Raw genomic sequence first — 20,164 nt, forward strand, 5'->3', positions numbered from 1 at the left:
ACACGAAGACGATATGTTGCCAAAAAAAATTAACTTTAGGGGCGGAACAACTGTTTCGCCCTTAAACCATCGAACACTTAATTGTTTAAAATGCTAACGAAGAATATCAAACGTAAAACCAATACATTGTTACGCACAATATGTTGCTGTTCTCTTCTTTCGGTCAGTATGCTAAAAGGTTTTTCCCAAGCTAAAATGACGAAAGATTATGTTGACTATGTCAATCCTTATATGGGAAACATCAGCCATTTATTGGTGCCAACCTACCCAACGGTCCACTTGCCAAACAGCCTTTTGCGCGTTTATCCTGAGCGGGGAGACTATACGTCAGACCGTCTGTTTGGTCTGCCGCTTATCGTTACCAGCCATCGTGGAAAATCGGCTTTCAATCTTAGTCCCATGGTGAAATTGCCGGGCAGTTTGAAACCGGTACAACTGTATAGTTACGATCAGGAGGAAATACATCCGTATGCCTATTCGGTGCTATTGGATCAAGAGAATATTCAGGTAGACTATGCGCTGTCGCATCAGTCGGGGATGTATACCTTTACGTTTCCGACAACTTCGACAAAATACCTTCAGTTCAACTCACAGGAAGGGAAACTTCAATGGGATGGACGGGGACTTTCGGGTACACAGGATATTGGTAATGGTACGCACGTGTATATTTATGCTATTCCCGAATCCAAGCCTGTTGCGGTAAAGCGACTGCAAGGCCAACAACTGGAAAATGCAACAGAAACTGCCGGTAAGAATTCGTGTATGATATTGGAGTTTAGTCAGGCAGGGACTAGCTTGCGCATGAAATATGGTGTTTCATTTATCGATGTCGCACAGGCAAAAGCCAATTTAAAACGTGAAATCAGCGATTTTGATCAAAAGAAGCTAGCTGAAAAAGGGCGTAAAATATGGAACGATGCTTTAGGTAAAATTGCGGTGGAAGACGACAATGAGTCCAATAAGCATGTGTTTTATACCTCCTTATACCGCACCTACGAACGGCCAGTCAATATTTCTGAGGATGGACGTTATTATAGTGCGTTCGACGGTAAGGTACATCAGGACGAGGGCAAATCTTTTTTTACCGATGACTGGATCTGGGACTCCTACCGTGCACATCATCCATTGCGGGTACTGTTAGATCCAGGTACAGAATCCTTGATCCTCAATTCTTTTGTCCGGATGTCTGAACAAATGGAGCAGCCTTGGTTGCCTACTTTCCCTGAGATTACCGGTGATAGTAGACGGATGAATTCCAATCATGGTGTAGCAACTTTGTTGGATGCTTACCGCAAGGGAGTGCGTAATTTTGATATCAAGAAAGCCTATCTGGCAGCAAAAGGTGCGATTACAGAAAAGACACTAGCTCCTTGGTCGGGTAAAGCCGCAGGGAAATTAGACGAGTTTTTTAAGGAGAAAGGCTATATTCCAGCATTATATCCAGGTGAAAAAGAAACGATACCAGAGGTAAACGGTTTTGAACGGAGACAACCGGTCGCTGTAACCTTGGGTACCTCTTACGACTTATGGTGCTTGGCACAGCTTGCTCAAGAATTGGGTATTCAGGCTGATTATGATCTCTTTATGAAGCAATCTTTCAATTATCGAAATCTTTTCAACGAACAGACCAAATTTTTCCATCCCAAAGATGACAAGGGAAATTTCATCATGCCTTTTGATTATGTGTTTTCTGGCGGACAAGGAGCACGGGAGTATTATGGTGAAAACAATGCCTGGATCTATCGCTGGGATGTACAACACAACATTCCGGATCTGATCAAATTGATGGGGGGAAATGAATTGTTTGTCAAGTACCTCGATGAGATGTTTCAGCAGCCTTTGGGTCGGTCGAAATTTGATTTTTACGCACAGCTTCCAGATCATACAGGTAATGTTGGACAATTTTCCATGGCGAACGAGCCGGCTTTGCATATTCCTTATCTCTACAATTACGCCGGACAACCTTGGATGACACAGAAACGGATACATAAACTGATCGGTGAGTGGTTTAGAAACGATCTAATGGGGGTACCGGGTGATGAAGACGGTGGCGGGATGTCAGCTTTTGTGGTCTTTTCCCAAATGGGCTTCTATCCTGTAACACCAGGTCTGACTTCCTACAGCATCGGATCTCCATTTTTTCAGAAAGTGAGCATACAGCTTCCTAATGGCAAGTCTTTTGTAATTATCGGCAAGAATGCATCTGCAAAAAACAAATACATTCAATCGGCGAAATTAAATGGTCAGCCGCTGAACGTTCCACAGCTGACCCATGCCGATGTGCTGAAAGGTGGCACATTGGAATTTGTGATGGGGGATAGCGCAAATCGAAATTGGGGAAACTAACAAAGCTTGCTTACCGGCATGTGTATGTCAGAAAGTAAAAAAGGTAAAAAGCGCTGTTGATCATCGATCAACAGCGCTTTTGTTTATGGATAGCTTTGTCCTATTGTCTATACGCGGTAGGATATTCGCCTTGCTTTAAATCGAATAACCAAAACTTTGATAAGCAGCTCAAATATGGATGCTCCCTTATTGAAACATATCGGGGGTAATCAAGACTGCTGTACCTTTTGTTCCATTCCGTTCGATCTGTTTACCTGCATAGCTGATACAGACCGGACCATTACTGCTGGGTAGGATTTCGGCTTTTTTAAGCTTACCGTTTTCCCATTGTATATTCACCGTACGATTACCTCTTGCTTTAAGTCCGGTTACGCTTCCCTGATCCATGTTGTGGCTTAAAGCGGGTAGCAGCTCGATCAGGTAATTGTTGTTTTTGTCCCTGACCTGGCTTTGCAGCAGCATTTCGGCAATCGCTGCGGTCGCGCCAAAGTTCCCGTCAATTTGGAAAGGTGGGTGATTATCGAACAGATTGGGCAGTGTCTTGTCACTGATCAGGTTATACAATAAGCGGTAGGCATGTTCTCCGTCATGCAATCTATTCCACATATTGATTTTCCAGGCTAGACTCCAACCTGTACCATGATCGCCCCGACTTAATAGCGTCTTTTTTGCAGCTTCGGCTAGTTCGGGCGTATTAACGATTGAAATCTGGTTGCTCGGATGCAAACCAAATAAATGTGAGGTATGCCTATGATTTACCTCTGTCTCTTTATAATCTTCGATCCATTCCATAATGCGGCCTGTTTCTTTGCTGATTTGTGTTGGAATAAGTTTGGTTAAGGCAGCTTGACAGCGTTGTCTGAAATCAGGATCGCAATCTAAGAGCTTTGTGGCTTCAACACAATTTTGCAGGAGGTCGCGGATAATCTGTGTATCCATGGTGGCACCGTAGGTAAAACTGGAAACTTCACCCGATGGTAGGATAAAACTATTCTCAGGGGAATGTGAAGGGTTGGTGGTCCAATAACCGGCAAATGATTTACCTTGGGGGATTTTGACCATAAAATCCAAAATAAATTCAGCCGCTCCTTTCATAATAGGATAAGCCTGGACTTTTAAAAATTCTCGGTCGCCAGTATAGTTATAATGTTCCCAGGGGTGCTGCGCCATCCAGGCCGATCCCATGGGCCAAATGCCCTGTACGCCATCGGCTGGAGCTGTGTAGCCCCAGACATCGGTGAGATGATGTACCACCCAGCCTTTGGCTCCATAGAGCTTGCTTGCGGTACGCTCACCAAAAGGAATTAATGCCTTCGTCAGGTCAAATAGGGGCTTATGCAATTCAGAAAGATTGGTTACCTCGGCAGGCCAATAGTTCATTTGCAAATTAATATTGGTATGAAAATCAGCATTCCAAGGTGGATCCATCTGCCAAGCCCATAAGCCCTGCAAATTTGCCGGCATATGTCCTGGACGTGAACTGCTGATTAAAAGGTAACGACCAAACTGAAAGAATTTGTTGACTAAGGTATTAGGTACCTTTTGCAATTCTTTTGTCAACCGAATGAGTGAATCGGTGGGTAGTTTTGCGAGTTTATCTTGTTCTGGATCAGGAAGATTCAACTTGACCCGATTAAAATACTGTTGGTAATCTTCTATATGAGCTTGTTTTAACTGTTGATAATGCTGTTTGTTCAGGCTACTGATTACCTTGCGGCAGCTTGCAAGTGGATCAATATCCACCGGGGTTTGTGGATAGGCGATATGCTTCAATCCGGGATAATCCGTAGCAGCGGTGACGATGATGGTAATCTCATCTGCTCCGGTAATCGCTATGCGGCCGTCGGCATTGATAAGTTTACCGCCTTTAAGGATTACTTTTGCAATTGCGGCAAACTTTGTTCCGCGCTCATGGGCATGAGCAGATTGGCCAATTTGCCCCTGAAGTAGCAATTGTGTGGGATCTGTCGGATCAGCCGTGCAACTGAAATCCTGGGCTCTTTTCCAGGTGAAGTTTAGATCGAGTGCCTGTTTCTTGTTTGCTGTATAATGGATGACCATCGCGTTGGCAGGAGCTGAAATGAATGACTCGCGAAAGAACTTGACGCCATTATACACGTAGCTTGTTTGTTGCAATGCACGCTCAAGATCAAGCGAGCGCGCATACTGTTCAGCTTTAAGATGGGGCATATCAAACCATAGTTCGCCAAGCGACTGATAGGGTTTGATGTTTTTGGGTAAGCCCATCAAAGTTGTGTCTGCAAGGTCGATTGCTTCTTTATTTTTACCTTCAAAAAGAAGTTGTTGTATGCGGGGCAGATACATTTTCCCCTTGGGATTATTGGGATCCTGCGGATGACCGGCCCAAAGCGTACTTTCGTTCAGTTGGATGCGTTCATCGGCGACACCACCAAAAAACATAGCACCGAGTTGACCGTTACCGAGCGGTAACGCTTCCTCCCAAACTCCTGCGGGGCGTGCATAGCATAACGTTAAAGGGCCTGCGGAAAGACTTGCTGCCGACTGAATCTGTGTGCGGTCTGTCCAGAATTGCGTGATCTTATGTTGCCGCTGACTAGCTGGGGCATCTATTATTTTAGTGGACTGCTGTGCCTTAATTGTTGTGTTGCCCATCAGTAGCAGTGCGCAGTATAGGAGCGTTTTTATTTTCATCTTTTAGTTTCTTTTTGGTTGTTTTACGGGGACTGAGGTTTTGGTTTTTAGGTATTTGCTTGCCTGTCCGGTTAACCAAAGATAATGATCATTGGGAAGATTATCTTCAATACCGACAAATGAACCTGTTCCATTAAGTGGGACATCTTTTTGATGCAGTGTCTTGAATATGGCGGTACCTTCGTCGACTTCATCAAACATGGCGATGTAGAGCATTTGAGCACCAATAGAAAGGTTATACTGTAATTGTTTCCATAAGAAATTTCCGGAATCACGAGGGACAAAGGCACGTGAACTCCCAGTCATGTTCGTCCAGGAGAATCCAGGGAAGCAAAGTGGAGCATAATCGATTTGATGTTGTTTGCACCAGTCCATATCATCTTTGATCAAGGATTTGAACTGATCGAATCCGGCCTGATTATATCGACCAACAAACCAAGGCATAATGATATCTGATTTTTTGATGAGTTCATGCAAAAATGGATCGGATTCAGTATCCTGGCGTAATTCTCGCCAATAAGTCGGTACGCCAAGAAGTACGCTATAGCCGTTTTGTTTGAGGTAATTGACAATACGCTCGGCTGTTTTGAGATTATACTTGCGACCGTCGTTAAATCCGATACCCCAAACGGCAATCAGTGGTTTGCCATGATGAAAAAGATAGGTTTTGGCGCGATCACGCTTTTTGAGGTTCCATTCTTTTTCAAGGGCGGCTACATCGTCCATTAAGATTTTGTCGTCACCATCTTTAATGCCACTAAGGTCGTACATCACGCAGATTGCGCGGTCAAATTCATTGGCTGAATGAATAGCCGAAGTCAACACTGTGTTGAAGTGGTTGCGACCACTGGGGTTAGCGATCTCACCCACGAATCGTTGCATAAATACGCCATCGATTCCGTATTGTTGCATCCATTTAAAATGGAGGTTGACGGAAGAATAGTCATGTGCGCTATAGAGTTTAGCGGGCTTTCCCTCTTTTGTCATAAAAGAACTGTCATAGGTTATTTGATAGGCGCTGACGTCGGGCCAAAAATCGATATTTGTAGAACCGGGTTGGAATCCGTTTTTTCCACGGTAATGGTACCATCCGCGGTCTGCACCATCCGTAGGACTATTGAACCAGCCTTGGTAGCCGGCCATAACAAGGCCGCTATACGAGTCGTATTGTTTTTGTGCGAATAGTAAGCCTACCGAAAAAAGTAGACAGATGCCAAGAAGATGGAATTTGAGCGTTTTAGCTATCATATCGATTTATAATTAAGTTATGCCGCTAAATATCGATTAACCCAATTAATAGTCCATTAATAAAGTATTAATGGAACATATAAGTATTTGTTTTTAATATAACAACAGCGTTCCAGCTTGGATGCAGCCGGTTGCATTGTTTTCTATACTAAAAAAGTGACAAAGTGAATTTCAATAAATAGAAGTCAATCGATTGCGTTATTTACGCAATCGATTTCGTGACACCGTTGTTTTGTTCCCATAAAATATCCCTCTAATTTAACGGGCTGAACCAGTCAATCTAATACTAAACTGACAGACTCAATTTTACTAACTATTTAATTATGATTTCAAAATTTACAAGTAACCAAAAGGTAAGCCTGCTTGCTATTGCTCTTCTTGTTGCGTCTTCGCAAAGTTTGTGGGCCGCAGAAATGCCGATTGCATTTAAACATACAGCAAACAAGGTCGCTCAGAACCAAGTTACCGGGAAAGTAACCGCAGAAGATGGTCCTCTTGCGTCTGCGACTGTTTCGGTCAAAGGAACATCGGTATCGACATCTACAGATGCAAAGGGAACATTTGCAATTCGAGCTAAAGCTGGAGATATTTTGCTTGTTAGTAGCGTTGGCTACAAAACCAAAGAAGTGACAGTTACAGGAACGACCCTATCAATTCAGCTGGAAAGTAATAATGAGGCATTGGAGGAAGTGGTCGTTGTGGGATTCGCTAAACAAAAGAAGGTAAATTTAACCGGTGCGGTACAAGCGATCACGTCAAAAGATCTACAGGATCGTCCGGTTACCAATGTATCTTCTGCGATCCAGGGTAAATTTTCGGGTGTAACGATTACCCAAAATTCAGGACAGCCCGGTAAAGACAACGGTACGATCCGTATTCGTGGGCTGGGTACCATCAATAATGCGAATCCGCTTGTTATTGTTGATGGAATAGAAAGCTCGATGAATAATATCAACCCCAACGATATCGAAAGTGTTTCGGTATTGAAAGACGGACCTAGTGCAGCAATTTACGGCTCTAAGGCTGCAAACGGGGTTATCTTGATTACGACCAAAAAGGGCGGTAGTGGCAAGCCGCAATTGAATTATACAGGCTATGCCGGTATTCAGGATCCAACACGTCTACCGGAATATATGAACTCTTATGACCATGCTGTTATCTTAAATGAGGCCCTTAAAAATGAAGGGAAGACACAGCGTTTTTCCCAGCAGGATCTTGAACTTTTCAAAAATGGATCTGATCCGGACGGTCATCCCAATACGGATTGGTTAGGACTGCTCTACAAGGGATCGGGCTTTCAACAATCGCATAATTTGCAAGTTACAGGTGGAACAGAAGATGTGCAATATATGGCTTCGGGAGGCTACTTAGGACAAAAAGGCGTTATCAAGGTAGCGAGCTCTGACCGTTATAATTTACGCACAAATGTTGGTGCAAAAGTATCTTCAAGACTTCGATTTGATCTAGGACTGGCGTATAATTATCAACGTATCACCGAACCTGTAAATCCTTATACCGGTGATATGGCGCAGATCTTTAGACAGGTAAACCGTATTCCTAGTTTTATTCCTTATAAATACAGTAATGGTGTATATGGTCGTGGTAGCGATGGTAACCCAATTGCATGGATGGATCTCGAAGCCAAGGATAATATGACCTATAAACATACACAGGTCAATTTCTCCGGTGAATTTCAGATTATGGATGGACTGAAGATCAAACAGGTTGTAGGCTTTCAACCGATTGACAATATGTCTTCCAAATTTGTCAAAGACATCCAATACTATGCGCCAAATGGTGATTTGGGACCTAAACAAGGGGTGAATAATTTGACTGTTTATAACTTCCAATCCGAACGATTGACTTTTCAAACCTTGATGACCTATGACAAAAAGATTGGTAACCATCAGATCAATGTTTTAGGCGGTTTTATGGATGAAACATTCCGTGCGGATTACTCCAGTGCTTATGCACAAGGTTTCTTAAATAATGATTTTTCGGAACTGAATTTGGGTAGCAAGGACGGAATGAAAGTCGATGGAGGAGCCAAAAAGCTAATATTACGCTCTTTCTTCGGTCGTATCAATTATGCATTTGCGGATAAGTACCTATTGGAAGCCAATGTGAGACGTGATGGAACATCGCGATTCTTGGGAAGCAATCGTTGGAGTACATTCCCGTCGTTCTCAGCCGGCTGGCGTATTTCTCAGGAAGATTTCTTTAAAGAATCTTCTTTGTCCGATGTAATCTCAGAATTGAAATTAAGAGGCGGTTGGGGTAAACTAGGAAACCAACAATTAGCGGCAACATCAGACAATTCATATCCTTCTTCCGACGCTTATTATCCAGGCTTATTTACCATTTCTCCTGGTTATAACTATTCTTTTGGTGGTGAGATTAGTTCCGGTGGAGCCATCGTAGAATCGGCAAATCCAATATTAAAATGGGAGTCAACGACAAGTACCAACATTGGTTTGGATCTGAACTTCAAAAATAATCTGGGCTTTGTATTTGAATACTTTGACCGTAAAACTGATGGGGTGTTGTTAAAACTGCCTGTATCGAACTTATATGGTCTTCCAGCGCCTTACCAAAATGCAGGAAAAGTGCAAAATAATGGGGTAGAGCTACAAGTAAATTATCAAAATAGCATCGGAGATTTCAAATATAGCATTGCAGCAAACGGTTCTTATATCAACAACCAGATTAAAAAATGGGCCAGTGACGAACCACAGGTCAATGGAACTTTCTATATCTATGAGCAGGGACGACCAATCCGTTCGTTTTATGGCTACGAAACTGCTGGAATCTATCATTCGGACGAAGAATATAAAAACAGTGGTATTCAAGGTGTGAACGGAACTGTAGGTGCTGGTGATATTATCTACAAAGATCAGAATGGCGATAAAAAAATCGATGGAAATGACCGTGTATATCTAGGTTCGCCCGATCCAAAATTTATCTTTGGTCTGACCTCCAATATGAGTTATAAAAACTTTGATCTGAGCCTATTCTTCCAAGGTGCGGCTAAAGTACAGGGATATCTTTGGGGCGAAGCCATTGGCGGGATCTCGGGATCGGATAAACCGACAACCATTTTTGCAGATCGTTTCAATGCAGAGACCAATCCAAACGGATCTATGCCGAGGGCGTTGACCAGTTGGTCACAAAATAGTCCTTCAGGCACACCTTCTGATTTCTGGATCCAGAATGCAAGTTATGTCCGCTTGAAGAATATCACCTTCGGTTATACCTTACCAAAAACGTTTACGGATAGAATCGGTATTAAGGGGGCTAAAGTATACTATAGTGGACAAAATCTCTTGACTTTTACCGGATTTGCTAAAGGATTTGATCCGGAGGCGCCAGCGGATTCTAGAGGTAATTACTACCCACAGGTGAAAACAAATGTGTTTGGTCTTAACGTAAACTTTTAATTGAAAATCATGAAACTTAGAAATATAACGATTGCATTGAGCGTAGCCACCTTACTGTTCTCTTGTCAAAAACTCGATCAGGAACCGTTGGATGCCTATAATGCCGATAATTTTTGGAAAACGGAAGCTGAAACCGATTTTGCTGTAACAGGTTTGTACAGCGGTACAAGGGGAAGCGACGGTAAGCTGGCCGAAGGATCTGCTTGGGAAGACGGTACCCAGATCTTTTACATGGACTGTACGTCGGATAACTCCAATAGTGATTTCCCTTGGGAAGGATTCCAGGCTTTAGGAAATGGCACCGCAACACCGACAAACGCTGGAAATGCAGAGGCACGCTATACGTACGAGCATATCCGTCGAGCCAATTACATCCTTGAAAATATTGAAAAATCGCCGGTTAATGCTGAAAAGAAGAAGCGGCTGACCGCCGAGGTACGCGTTATACGAGCATACAAGTATTTTGATATGGCAACCTTATTTGGGGGAGTACCTATCATTACGAAAACTTTGACGACAGAAAATTCGTTCGTACCTGCAAATACGCAAAAGGAAGTATTGGAATTTGTGGAAAAAGAATTGAAAGAAGCTGCTGCAGATTTGTCGTTTGCTAAGGGAGGCGGCCGTATGTCCAAAGGTGCTGCCCTTGGTTTATTGGCGCGCTGTTATGCTTTTGAGAAGAAATACCAGGATGTCATCAATACAACACAGGAGATCATTTCTTCGGCTAATTATAAATTATTCGATGATTATGCGACCTTATTTGAAGAGGCAAATGAAAATAACAGTGAGGTCATGATGAATATCGAATATTTGGTAAATATTCAAGGATATACTTCACTTGGTATTATGCTGCCCAATTCAATGGGGGGATGGGGGTCTATTGTACCAACACAGAGTCTGGTAGATGCTTACGAAACTGCCGATGGACAGACTATTGGCGAGTCAAAATCTTATGACCCTGCCAGTCCATATGAAAAAAGAGATCCACGCCTGGGCGCAACAATTGTTTACCCAGGAGCACTGTACAATGGTAAATATTTCGATCCATTAAATCCGAAATCGGAAGATTATCCATCTGGTCCAGATAATGCATCCAGCACAGCTTACAACTATAAAAAATATATCCAAAATCCGAGCAGTTATGCGAACATTTGGAACGTAGGTACCAACATTATTGTGATGCGTTATGCCGAAATGCTTTTGTTAAATGCGGAAGCAAAGATTGAATTGGGTATCGTTGATAATAGCGTGTATGACAATATCGATCTAGTTCGCCAGCGCGCTAAGATGCCAAAAGTAGACAAAGCCGTATACAGTGGCCAGAGCAAACTGCGTGAATTGGTACGTCGTGAGCTGCGTGTAGAATTCGCCGGAGAAGGACGCCGTCGCTTTGATATTATTCGTTGGGGAATAGCCAAAGACGTAATGAACGCTCCTGTAAATGGCGCGCTGTCCAAAGGTACGGTGGATCCTAAAACAGGCAAGGTTACTTATACTTCGTTAACTGATCGCTTTTTCTCTGAAAATAGATCGTTCAAAGCTGGAAAAAATGAATTGTGGCCAATTCCACAAGCTGTCATCGACAATAGTAAAGGAACGTTGAAGCAAAATGTAGGGTATTAATTTTCTCCTGCTATATTTTTTACGAAGCAAGCAAGCAAGCAAGCAAGCAAGCAAGCAAGCAAGCAAGCAAGCAAGCAAGCAAGCAAGCAAGCAAGCAAGCAAGCAAGCAAGCAAGCAAGAAGGCGGTTAAGTGTTATACTCACTTAACCGCCTTTTTATTGTCATGTTATATTTCTAATTTTTTTTGTGTAATTTTTTATGGAAAAAGAAAAAATGATCATCATATATTAAAATACGTCCTACTTTAGCGTAATACGCAGTAGATAGATCAATTATGAATTATATAAACTGAGATAAATGAGAAGTGTTCTATGCGCACTTGCGGTAACGATTATCTTAATCTTATCGTTTAATAAACTTGTTTATGATGATATGCCCGTAGCCAACGCTACGATAGTATTGACCGAAGTAAATCGTCATAAACAAGACGTCAAAAGTATCTTAATGACCGATAGTAATTTTTCGGATTTAAGTTTTTTTGATGCTATGCTAAAAAACAATAGAATCCTGATGTTGGGCGAAATGATGCACAATGATGGCGAAACTTTTAAAGCGAAAGCCAGGATCATTCGTTATCTCCACGAACAGCTGGATTATGATGTTGTTTTATATGAGGCAGGGCAGTATGATATGTGGATGATGAATGCACAGATGGATACCCTGATGGATAAGTCGCAGGAAAAAACGATCGGTGGTACTGGACTATTCGACTTCTGGTGGCAAAATCAGGAAAATCAGCCCCTCTTAACGTATTATAAAAAAACAAAATCAACAGAGCGTCCAATGATCCTCGGCGGATTTGATATCCAATTTTCAGGCAGGGGCTTATCAAATATACGCGTAAAATTATTGGAAGATTTCCTGCTTAAAAACGGGATAGATTCGACCAAATATCCGTTATTGAAAAAAAATAGCAACAGGCTGGAGTATCTAACTTATGAACCTTTTGCCAGTAAACGGCTCAATGCGAACGAAAAAAAACAGTTCCTGGCAGAACTGGATGAGTTGAACCGTAGGATCCGCAGCGGCGTAAAAGACTCGGAGCATCTGATCTATAGCCGATATCTGTCTGATATGAAGCACAACTTTGACAAATCTTGGCGCTATAAAACTGGGTCGATGCAGAGCATGCATTTTAGAGATTCACTGATGGCGGAAAATCTAACCTATCAGATCGATTCGCTTTACGCCGGCAAAAAGATTATCGTCTGGTGTGCCAATATCCATAGCTTTTCTGCGCCATACAATAAAGATTATCGGCCCCTCGGGACTTATCTAAAGCGTAAATACGGCGCTCAAGCGTATAGTCTGGATTTTACTTCCTATGGAAGATATGATAAAACTGGCCGTCTTGTCGATAGAGTGGGTAAGTTGGCCGTGGAAAATGTATTTCATGCCACTAAATCACCCTATTTCTTTTTGGATCTTCGTCAGTTGCCCAACAATAGCATGTTAAAACAACGTTTTAGTTCAGTCATTAATCAGGGGATTGATGAAGAAAGAAAATGGCACGAGTTTATCGATGGCATTTTCTATATCGATATCAATAAAGATCCAATTTACCGCTAACAGCATGGAAAGTATCTTAACACAACAACTTAGCTTTAAAATAGGCGCAAAAACAATCTTGGATAATATTAGCCTACAAGTCCCAGACAGGAGTATTTATGGATATCTCGGCCGAAATGGGGCGGGAAAATCCACAACAATCAAATTGCTTTTAGGTCTTTTGGAGGATCAGGCAGATACGATTTTTATTCAGGGAAATAGTTTAAAGGCGCATCCCATAGGTGTTTATGCCAATGTTGGAAACTTGATTGAGGCCCCATGCTATTATACTAAATTGACCGTTTTTGAAAATTTAAAGTACTTGGATATCATCCACAAAAAAGGCAACAAACGCATTGATGAAGTATTGGAAATGGTAGATCTTCTTCGGGAAAAGAAGAAAAAAGCCAGTGCCCTGTCCATGGGGATGAAACAGCGGCTGGGAATAGCGATGGCGATTTTTCATGATCCGCAATTGCTTATCCTGGACGAACCATTAAATGGTCTCGATCCACAGGGAATTGTCGAAATGCGCAATTTGTTTTGTCATCTCAACGAACAGGGAAAAACGATCTTTCTTTCGAGTCATATTTTGAGTGAGCTTGAAAAAATAGCGACACACATTGGTATCATTGAAGGTGGGAAAATGATTTTCCAGGGAACCAAACAGGAGCTGCTGGGACAGGTTGACCGAGAAGTGTACCTACGTACAGCCAGTCCCGAAGCAACAGCTTCGGTTTTGCGAAATAACGGGTTTTCTGGTGTTAAAACCGATGGAGAAAGCGTTGCCGTCACTATCGGCGATGATCTGCAATTTGGTCTTATGATCAAATCTTTGGTCGAAAAGCAGATTGATATTTATGGATTGGAATCCCGTAGTGCTGATCTTGAACAAATTTTTATAAACCTTATCACTCGTGTCAATGACTAATACATGCTATACCGCTTTCTTGTCGGAAAAGTACAAACTCCTACGCAATAGGGAGATTTTTGGGGTACTGATCGTCCCTATGGTGCTCGTTTTTGCGATTGCCGGTTATATTATTTATGATGTTATAGATTCAGGAGAGGCAGTGGCGGTTCCTAACCCTTGGAAACTTCTGCTTGGCAGATATGTTTTTCAGTTTTTTTACCTGCTCTATCCCATCCTTGTTGCTTTATTCGTCTATGCCTGTTGTGATGTCGAGTATAAGAATAACAATTATAAAATACTCTTTACCCTACCCATCAGTAAATCGAATATTTTCTTTTCCAAAGCCGTCTTTATCCTGTTGACCTTACTGTTTTCAATACTCTTTGCTTACGCTGCATTTCTGATCAGTGGTTATCTGCTCAGTCTGATTTACCCCGTACTGGGGTTTCAGAATTATGATTTTAGGGTCGTAATCTTTTATACGTTTTTGAAACTTTTTATTACGCTCTCAGCTATCGCTATGATTCAGCTTGCCCTGAGCCTATTGTTCAGAAGTTTTATCTACCCAATTGGAGTAGGCATGTTTATGTTGGTCTTTTCCGTGCTTGTCGCACAGAAAAGTTTTTCGGATTTTATCCCTTATACAGGTGCCTATAATGCGGTAATGAATATCTTATCTGAGAATGATTCCTTTGCACGGCTAGACTACAGCAACTTACTGATGCTCGTCATATTTCTATTGATCAGTTTTTACTTATTCAAGCGGAAAGGACAGTTTTAATTTGCAGGCGCACCTGATGGGCTATTTTTTGTCAAGTTCTTTTTTATAAGTACTCGGAGACTGGCCATATTTCTTTTTAAAGGCCGAAGCGAAATATGATGCGGAGGAAAAACCGACACTGCTAAATATTTCGTTGATGTTTAGTCCTTCAGCCATAAGGCTTTTGGCTTTCTTTAATCTTCGTTCGATAATGTATTCATTGACGCTGCAATCAAGTAACTGTTTGACTTTACGGTAGAGCTGCACGCGGGAGAGGTGAAGCTCGTTGGCAATGCCATCGACACTCAATCGCGGGTCTGATAATTTGGATTCGACAATCGCGGAAAAATTGTTCAGAAAACGTCTATCGTTATCATTGACCTGCTCCGCTTGAGCGCTATCAAACTGTTCTACATTGCTGCTGTATTTTTCTTTAAGCTGATGGCGTGACTGTAGGATGTTTGAAATCCGTGTCCGCAGTAATTCGGCATTGAAAGGTTTAGTCATGTAGTCATCGGCCATTAATTTACTTCCTTCGAGCATCGTATCTTCATTGGCGAGTGCACTCAGTAAGATGACAGGAATATGTGCGGTCTGATAAAATGCTTTGATGTCCTTTAGAATATCCAGACCGCTACCATCAGGAAGCATAATATCCGTAATGACTAGATCTGGAAAATGTGTCTTCAACATTCCATTGGCTTGTTGCACATCTTTTGCCAGGAAAAGATTGTAATCCCTTTCTAATAGGGAGCGGAGATAATCTCTGATTTCATCATTATCTTCGACGATCATAATACTTTTTGATTTGTTGGATCGAAAAGAAAGATTGTTGTCTACCATCTTTCGTGTTGCCTCCAATATGTCGTCTTGTTGAAACAACGGTTTTTCTCCCTTGTCGAAATCGGCCAGTTCAGCAGGCTCGTAGTGACTATTTCCAATTGGCATACGTAGGGTGAATATCGATCCATGACCGGGTTTGCTACTCACAGTGATTTGGCCATGATGCAGTTCGATGATCTGTTTGGTGTAGGCGAGGCCGATTCCGGAGCCATTACGGCTACTGGCACCCTGATAAAAAGGATCAAAAATATGCTCAATATCACTTGGAGCAATCCCCAGGCCATTATCCAATACACGTAGATAGAAATAGTCTTTGAAATTGTTTTCTTCCAATATAATTTCAATTCTGCCACTTGCCGCCGTATGTTTGATCGCGTTGGACAATAAATTGGATAAGACCTGTTCCATGAGGTATTCGTCCATCCAAACCTCTTTCAAGCTTGTTTTGTTGACATAACTGACGGAGATCCTGTTTTTCTTAAATAAGGGTTTGAAACTACCTATTACCTGCTGAATAAATGGGTCAATGTAAACGATGGCCGCATGTAGCTTAATCTTCGATTTACTGATCCGATGGATATCAATGAGGTCGCTGACCAAACGTTGTAGTTTTTTTGCATTCCGTTTGATGCGCGACAACTGTTCTCTGACCTCTTCGGTAAGATCTTTTCGTAATTCAAGGTCCTCGATAGGCGCGATGATAAGGGTTAGCGGGGTTTTAAATTCATGCGAGATATTGGTGAAGAAATTATTTTTGATTTCTGCCGCTTGCTGAATTTGACTGTTCATCTCGACGATCTGTTTTTGTTGCGCAAGAATCTCGCTATTCTGGACTTCCAGATGTTTGTTCTTTTCCCAGTTGCTCCTGATCACGATAATAGAAATTCCCCCAAAGACAACAGCTAGCACCAAGCTAACGACCAATATATTAAGAACGGACTTTTGGCTTTGGTAAATCTTATTCTGTTCCGTAATAAACTCCTGCCTTTTGTCAATATCGAGCTGCTGTTGTTTTATTTTATCCGACTGCAGGGCAAGCAACTCCGCGTTGGTTTTATCGATGACAGAGGTTTCGAGTATATTCTCGCGGCGGTAGTTTTGGTGGTTGATGATAGCCAAGGCCGTTCGAATGGCTTCGGCCCCGCCAGTGGGGTAGAGTATGGAAGCGAACATTTTGCCCTGTATGATCTGTTCAAGGCCATTTCCGGGACCAGGAAGAGCATCAACACCGATTATCTTAATGTCCTTTTTGATCTGGGCTTCGTCCAATGCTTTTTTTACCCCCATGGCCATCTGATCATTGAATGTAAAGATAATATCACTCTGGCTCATGACGTTTATATGCTTACGCATTTCCAGATAGGCTTTATTTTTCTCCCAGCCGCCGTGAATGAGGCCGCTCACCTGAATCGCTGTGGCATCTCCAATTTGCTGGATAAAGCCTTTTTCACGCTCTATTGAAGCCGAGGTGCCCGATAGCCCTGTGACTAATCCGACCGAACCCTTTCCTTGTAAAATCGTGCGGCTATATTGACCGGCCAGTTTCCCGATGGCGAGATTGTCGGCGCCCACATAAGCATTATATTGGCCGGAGGAGGTCTTACGGTCTGTTACGATGACAGGTATATTGCGTTGGAATACAGAATCTACAATTGGCGTGAGTGGCTCGGCCTCATTTGGGGATACAATCAGAAGATCGATATCCTGTTTGACTAATTCGCGAATTTGATTGATCTGTACATTATTGTCGCCATGTGCATCTCGATAAAGAAAGTCAATATCCGGATTGAAGGAAAGTTCCCTTTTCATTTCTTCGAGCATGGTTTGTCGCCAGGCATCGTTTCCGATACACTGCGAAAATGCGATGACCTGCTTTTTCTTCCGGACCATTGGTTGGCATCCACAAAAAAGAAGCAGGATCAATATGCCACCATAAATGAAATATTTTCCCATGATTTTTTTCCCTTCAATATCCGAATATACATTATTTAGTTTTTTTAGGGTAACCTCGTCTTTGTTAGTGTATTCTTTACACTGATATGGAAACTTTCAAAAATGTATCATTTTCTAAATTTTCTGTTTAAAAAGTGAAAGTTTTAAAAAGTAATGCTGGTATAAGTTTCAGATTTTTAGTGTTTTAACGTTTTTTAAAAAATGTTACATAAATAAATGTTTTTGTGAAGCTCAAATTTAAGTTAAGATGAAACTAGGGTTAAATTTGGATTAATCAATTATAGATCATCACATGAACAAAAACACGGTACTAGCTTGGTCCTTTGTAGTGGCTTTAGGCGGATTTTTATTTGGATTTGATACAGCGGTTATTTCAGGAGCAGAAAAGGCCGTGCAGGAACACTGGCATTTAAGTGAGTTTCAGCATGGATTGACCATGGCCATTGCATTGATCGGAACAGTTGTTGGAGCAGCGCTGGGTGCACTGCCTTCAGATAAGTTGGGGCGTAAGAATACTTTATTTGCGGTTGCAGCTCTTTACTTTATCTCAGCAATAGGCAGCGCATTGGCGAATGACTGGACGATATTTATTTTATTCCGCTTTTTGGGTGGTATAGGCGTTGGCGTCTCTTCGGTAACTGCACCAATCTATATATCGGAAATATCTCCGGCGGCATCGCGTGGAAAATTGGTCGGACTTTTCCAGTTCAACGTCGTATTGGGGATTCTGATTGCCTATCTGTCCAATTACTTTATCGGTCAGGTAGGGGAGGAGTCCTGGCGCTGGATGCTGGGGGTGCAGTGCTTTCCGTCGTTGTTATTCTTCTGTTTGATCTTCCTCATCCCGGAAAGTCCGAGATGGTTGCTGCTGCACCGAGGGAATTTGGCCGAGGCAACGCGGATTATGAAAAAAATTAATTCGGATGGTTACGAGCTGGAGATTTCAAAAATTCAGGAGTCCAAAAACAATTCCGCAGGAGAAGGCAAACTCTTCGTTCGCGAAAATGCCAAACCTATTTTATTGGCCTTTTGTTTTGCGCTGTTCAATCAAGTTTCAGGTATCAACGCAATTATCTACTATGCCCCCCGTGTATTTGAAATGGCCGGCTTGGGCTCACAGAGTTCATTGCTTTCGACAGTTGGTATAGGGGTTGTCAATTTTATTTTTACGTTGCTGGCGATCAATTTCATCGATAAGGTGGGCAGAAGAAAATTAATGTTGGTGGGCTCGATCGGGCTGATTGTTTCATTGGCACTCGTTTCACATGCTTTTTATACCAACCAAACGACGGGTTTTGCGATCACAATCTATCTGATGAGTTTCATTGCCTTTTTCGCATTCTCGCAAGGTGCGGTGATTTGGGTATTTATTTCGGAAATTTTTCCGAACGACGTACGTGCCAAAGGGCAGACATTTGGTAGCTTGACACATTGGGTGATGGCGGCGATTATCACCTTTTGTTTCCCAGCCTTGACAGAAATGCTCGGTGGCGGGGGTACCTTCTTGATCTTTGCCCTATTTATGGTGCTGCAGCTTGTTTATGTGCTCAAGTTTATGCCGGAGACAAAAGGGAAATCATTGGAAGATCTTGGGCATACCATCAATCTACATTAGTCTTTAGCTGGACTACACCAATAGGTGTCGAAGTAGCCATGACGCGACTGGCGCCTATCGAAAGTTATTTAATCAAAGACAATGTGATAACATGTTGTGTGTATCTATTGTCAACATTGAATTTAAAGGGAAATATAATAATCAATTTGTTACTTGGTTTTTGGCGCTCGGCCGAAGCTTCGTATAAAAAGGAGAAAATATGAAAAACGGAGATAAATCAATACAGGGTATTTGTTTTGGCGAGGTTCTTTGGGACAATCTTCCTACAGGTAAAAAATTAGGCGGTGCGCCTTTGAATGTGGCTTATCACCTCAATAAATTGGGGGTTACGACGCGTATGCTAACGCGCATAGGGCGTGACGATAATGGTTACGAGTTGCGTAACGTATGTGAAGATCTGGGTATCCCGACCGATTTCTTCCAGTACGATGACCTGTTACCAACTTCAACAGTAGAGGTTTCGATCGATGCAAAACGCGACGTGCATTACGATATCGTTTATCCTGTAGCTTGGGATAGAATAGCGGTGGACAATGTTGTTCTTGAGGCAGTTGCAGCGGTGGATTTTTTGGTGTATGGTAGTCTAGCCTGTCGGGATGAAGTAAGTTTTCAAAGCTTGCTATTACTGCTGGAAAAAGCCCGCTTCCGGGTGATGGATGTCAACCTGCGTACACCTTATTTTGGTCCGGAAAAAATACATAAACTGTTGGGATACGCTGATTTTGTGAAAATGAATGCCGAGGAACTGCATGTTATTTCCGACTGGAATGGCGCAACGGATGCCTATACCGATCAGCAGCGTGTGGACTTGATCATGGAGCGTTTTGCAATTCAGGAGGCAATTGTAACCTATGGTGCAGATGGTGCGGTATATCATTATAAAAAAGACAATATCAGTTATCATTTTCCAGCCTTGAAAGTTCAGGTAGAAGATACCATCGGAAGTGGTGATTCTTTTTTGGCGGCTTTCCTGACCAAAAGGTTTCAGATGCAGGAAGGTGTTCAGCTGGAGGAAGTACTGGAATTTGCGGCCACCTTAAGTGGATTTGTGACACAGAGCCGGGGGGCTTGTCCTGAATATAACGATGAGGTCATCAATCGATTCCAATGGTTGCATCCGATCTTCAATGGAGCTCAGAAGCAACGGTAGGTAAACTGCTTCTTTACGAAGCAGTTTACCCGCTATCATAATCAAATAATCA

The 20,164-nt window shown here is 42.3% G+C and carries 11 protein-coding genes; 8 read left to right on the forward strand and 3 right to left on the reverse strand.

Annotated elements, in window-relative coordinates:
• The first annotated feature begins 90 nt into the window (after positions 1-90).
• Entirely contained in the window at positions 91-2,346 is a 2,256-nt protein-coding gene (locus L1283_RS03580) for a GH92 family glycosyl hydrolase (RefSeq protein WP_429625761.1), read from the forward strand.
• Positions 2,347-2,532: 186 nt separating this feature from the next.
• On the opposite strand, the gene L1283_RS03585 is transcribed toward L1283_RS03580, so the two are convergent.
• Both L1283_RS03585 and L1283_RS03590 read right to left on the reverse strand, forming a co-directional pair.
• Positions 2,533-5,019 (reverse strand): glycoside hydrolase family 95 protein, encoded by a 2,487-nt coding sequence (locus L1283_RS03585; protein WP_286849758.1) that lies wholly within the window; start codon positions 5,017-5,019, stop codon positions 2,533-2,535.
• Positions 5,020-5,022: 3 nt separating this feature from the next.
• Positions 5,023-6,267 (reverse strand): glycoside hydrolase family 71/99-like protein, encoded by a 1,245-nt coding sequence (locus L1283_RS03590; protein ID WP_286849756.1) that lies wholly within the window; start codon positions 6,265-6,267, stop codon positions 5,023-5,025.
• A gap of 323 nt (positions 6,268-6,590) precedes the next feature.
• Here L1283_RS03590 and L1283_RS03595 point away from each other — a divergent pair, with 323 nt between their 5' ends.
• The 5 genes from L1283_RS03595 (at position 6,591) to L1283_RS03615 (ending at position 14,572) form a co-directional block, all read left to right on the forward strand.
• Positions 6,591-9,704 carry a SusC/RagA family TonB-linked outer membrane protein gene (locus tag L1283_RS03595; protein ID WP_429625762.1) on the forward strand — a complete coding sequence of 1,038 codons (3,114 nt, stop codon included), beginning with the start codon at positions 6,591-6,593 and terminating at the stop codon, positions 9,702-9,704.
• Between the two features lie 9 nt (positions 9,705-9,713).
• The gene (locus L1283_RS03600; protein WP_429625763.1) at positions 9,714-11,330 is read left to right on the forward strand and encodes a RagB/SusD family nutrient uptake outer membrane protein; all 1,617 of its coding nucleotides are present in this window, start codon (positions 9,714-9,716) and stop codon (positions 11,328-11,330) included.
• A 297-nt stretch (positions 11,331-11,627) separates the two neighbouring features.
• Complete coding sequence (locus L1283_RS03605) at positions 11,628-12,899, forward strand: erythromycin esterase family protein (protein ID WP_429625764.1); 1,272 nt, start codon at positions 11,628-11,630, stop codon at positions 12,897-12,899.
• Between the two features lie 4 nt (positions 12,900-12,903).
• Positions 12,904-13,809, forward strand: a complete 906-nt coding sequence (locus L1283_RS03610) for an ABC transporter ATP-binding protein (protein WP_429625765.1) — start codon at positions 12,904-12,906, stop codon at positions 13,807-13,809.
• Positions 13,802-14,572 carry an ABC transporter permease gene (locus L1283_RS03615; RefSeq protein ID WP_429625766.1) on the forward strand — a complete coding sequence of 257 codons (771 nt, stop codon included), beginning with the start codon at positions 13,802-13,804 and terminating at the stop codon, positions 14,570-14,572. The genes L1283_RS03610 and L1283_RS03615 overlap by 8 nt, the downstream gene beginning before the upstream one ends.
• Before the next feature lie 21 nt (positions 14,573-14,593).
• On the opposite strand, the gene L1283_RS03620 is transcribed toward L1283_RS03615, so the two are convergent.
• The gene (locus L1283_RS03620; RefSeq protein ID WP_429625767.1) at positions 14,594-17,347 is read right to left on the reverse strand and encodes a substrate-binding domain-containing protein; all 2,754 of its coding nucleotides are present in this window, start codon (positions 17,345-17,347) and stop codon (positions 14,594-14,596) included.
• A 292-nt stretch (positions 17,348-17,639) separates the two neighbouring features.
• Between L1283_RS03620 and L1283_RS03625 the strand changes: the two genes are divergently transcribed.
• Together L1283_RS03625 and L1283_RS03630 are read left to right on the forward strand one after the other, a co-directional pair.
• Entirely contained in the window at positions 17,640-18,962 is a 1,323-nt protein-coding gene (locus L1283_RS03625) for a sugar porter family MFS transporter (RefSeq protein ID WP_075991614.1), read from the forward strand.
• 199 nt (positions 18,963-19,161) lie between these two features.
• Positions 19,162-20,112, forward strand: a complete 951-nt coding sequence (locus L1283_RS03630) for a carbohydrate kinase family protein (RefSeq protein WP_429625768.1) — start codon at positions 19,162-19,164, stop codon at positions 20,110-20,112.
• The last annotated feature ends 52 nt before the right edge of the window (positions 20,113-20,164 follow it).

The sequence above is a fragment of the Sphingobacterium sp. HSC-15S19 genome (assembly GCF_050433745.1).
Lineage (GTDB): Bacteria > Bacteroidota > Bacteroidia > Sphingobacteriales > Sphingobacteriaceae > Sphingobacterium > Sphingobacterium siyangense.

Bases quoted from the DNA above. Each gene is read 5' to 3' on its own strand.
- L1283_RS03580 (WP_429625761.1), top strand. From the start codon at position 91: ATGCTAACGAAGAATATCAAACGTAAAACCAATACATTGTTACGCACA.
- L1283_RS03585 (WP_286849758.1), bottom strand. From the start codon at position 5,019: ATGAAAATAAAAACGCTCCTATACTGCGCACTGCTACTGATGGGCAAC.
- L1283_RS03590 (WP_286849756.1), bottom strand. From the start codon at position 6,267: ATGATAGCTAAAACGCTCAAATTCCATCTTCTTGGCATCTGTCTACTT.
- L1283_RS03595 (WP_429625762.1), top strand. From the start codon at position 6,591: ATGATTTCAAAATTTACAAGTAACCAAAAGGTAAGCCTGCTTGCTATT.
- L1283_RS03600 (WP_429625763.1), top strand. From the start codon at position 9,714: ATGAAACTTAGAAATATAACGATTGCATTGAGCGTAGCCACCTTACTG.
- L1283_RS03605 (WP_429625764.1), top strand. From the start codon at position 11,628: ATGAGAAGTGTTCTATGCGCACTTGCGGTAACGATTATCTTAATCTTA.
- L1283_RS03610 (WP_429625765.1), top strand. From the start codon at position 12,904: ATGGAAAGTATCTTAACACAACAACTTAGCTTTAAAATAGGCGCAAAA.
- L1283_RS03615 (WP_429625766.1), top strand. From the start codon at position 13,802: ATGACTAATACATGCTATACCGCTTTCTTGTCGGAAAAGTACAAACTC.
- L1283_RS03620 (WP_429625767.1), bottom strand. From the start codon at position 17,347: ATGGGAAAATATTTCATTTATGGTGGCATATTGATCCTGCTTCTTTTT.
- L1283_RS03625 (WP_075991614.1), top strand. From the start codon at position 17,640: ATGAACAAAAACACGGTACTAGCTTGGTCCTTTGTAGTGGCTTTAGGC.
- L1283_RS03630 (WP_429625768.1), top strand. From the start codon at position 19,162: ATGAAAAACGGAGATAAATCAATACAGGGTATTTGTTTTGGCGAGGTT.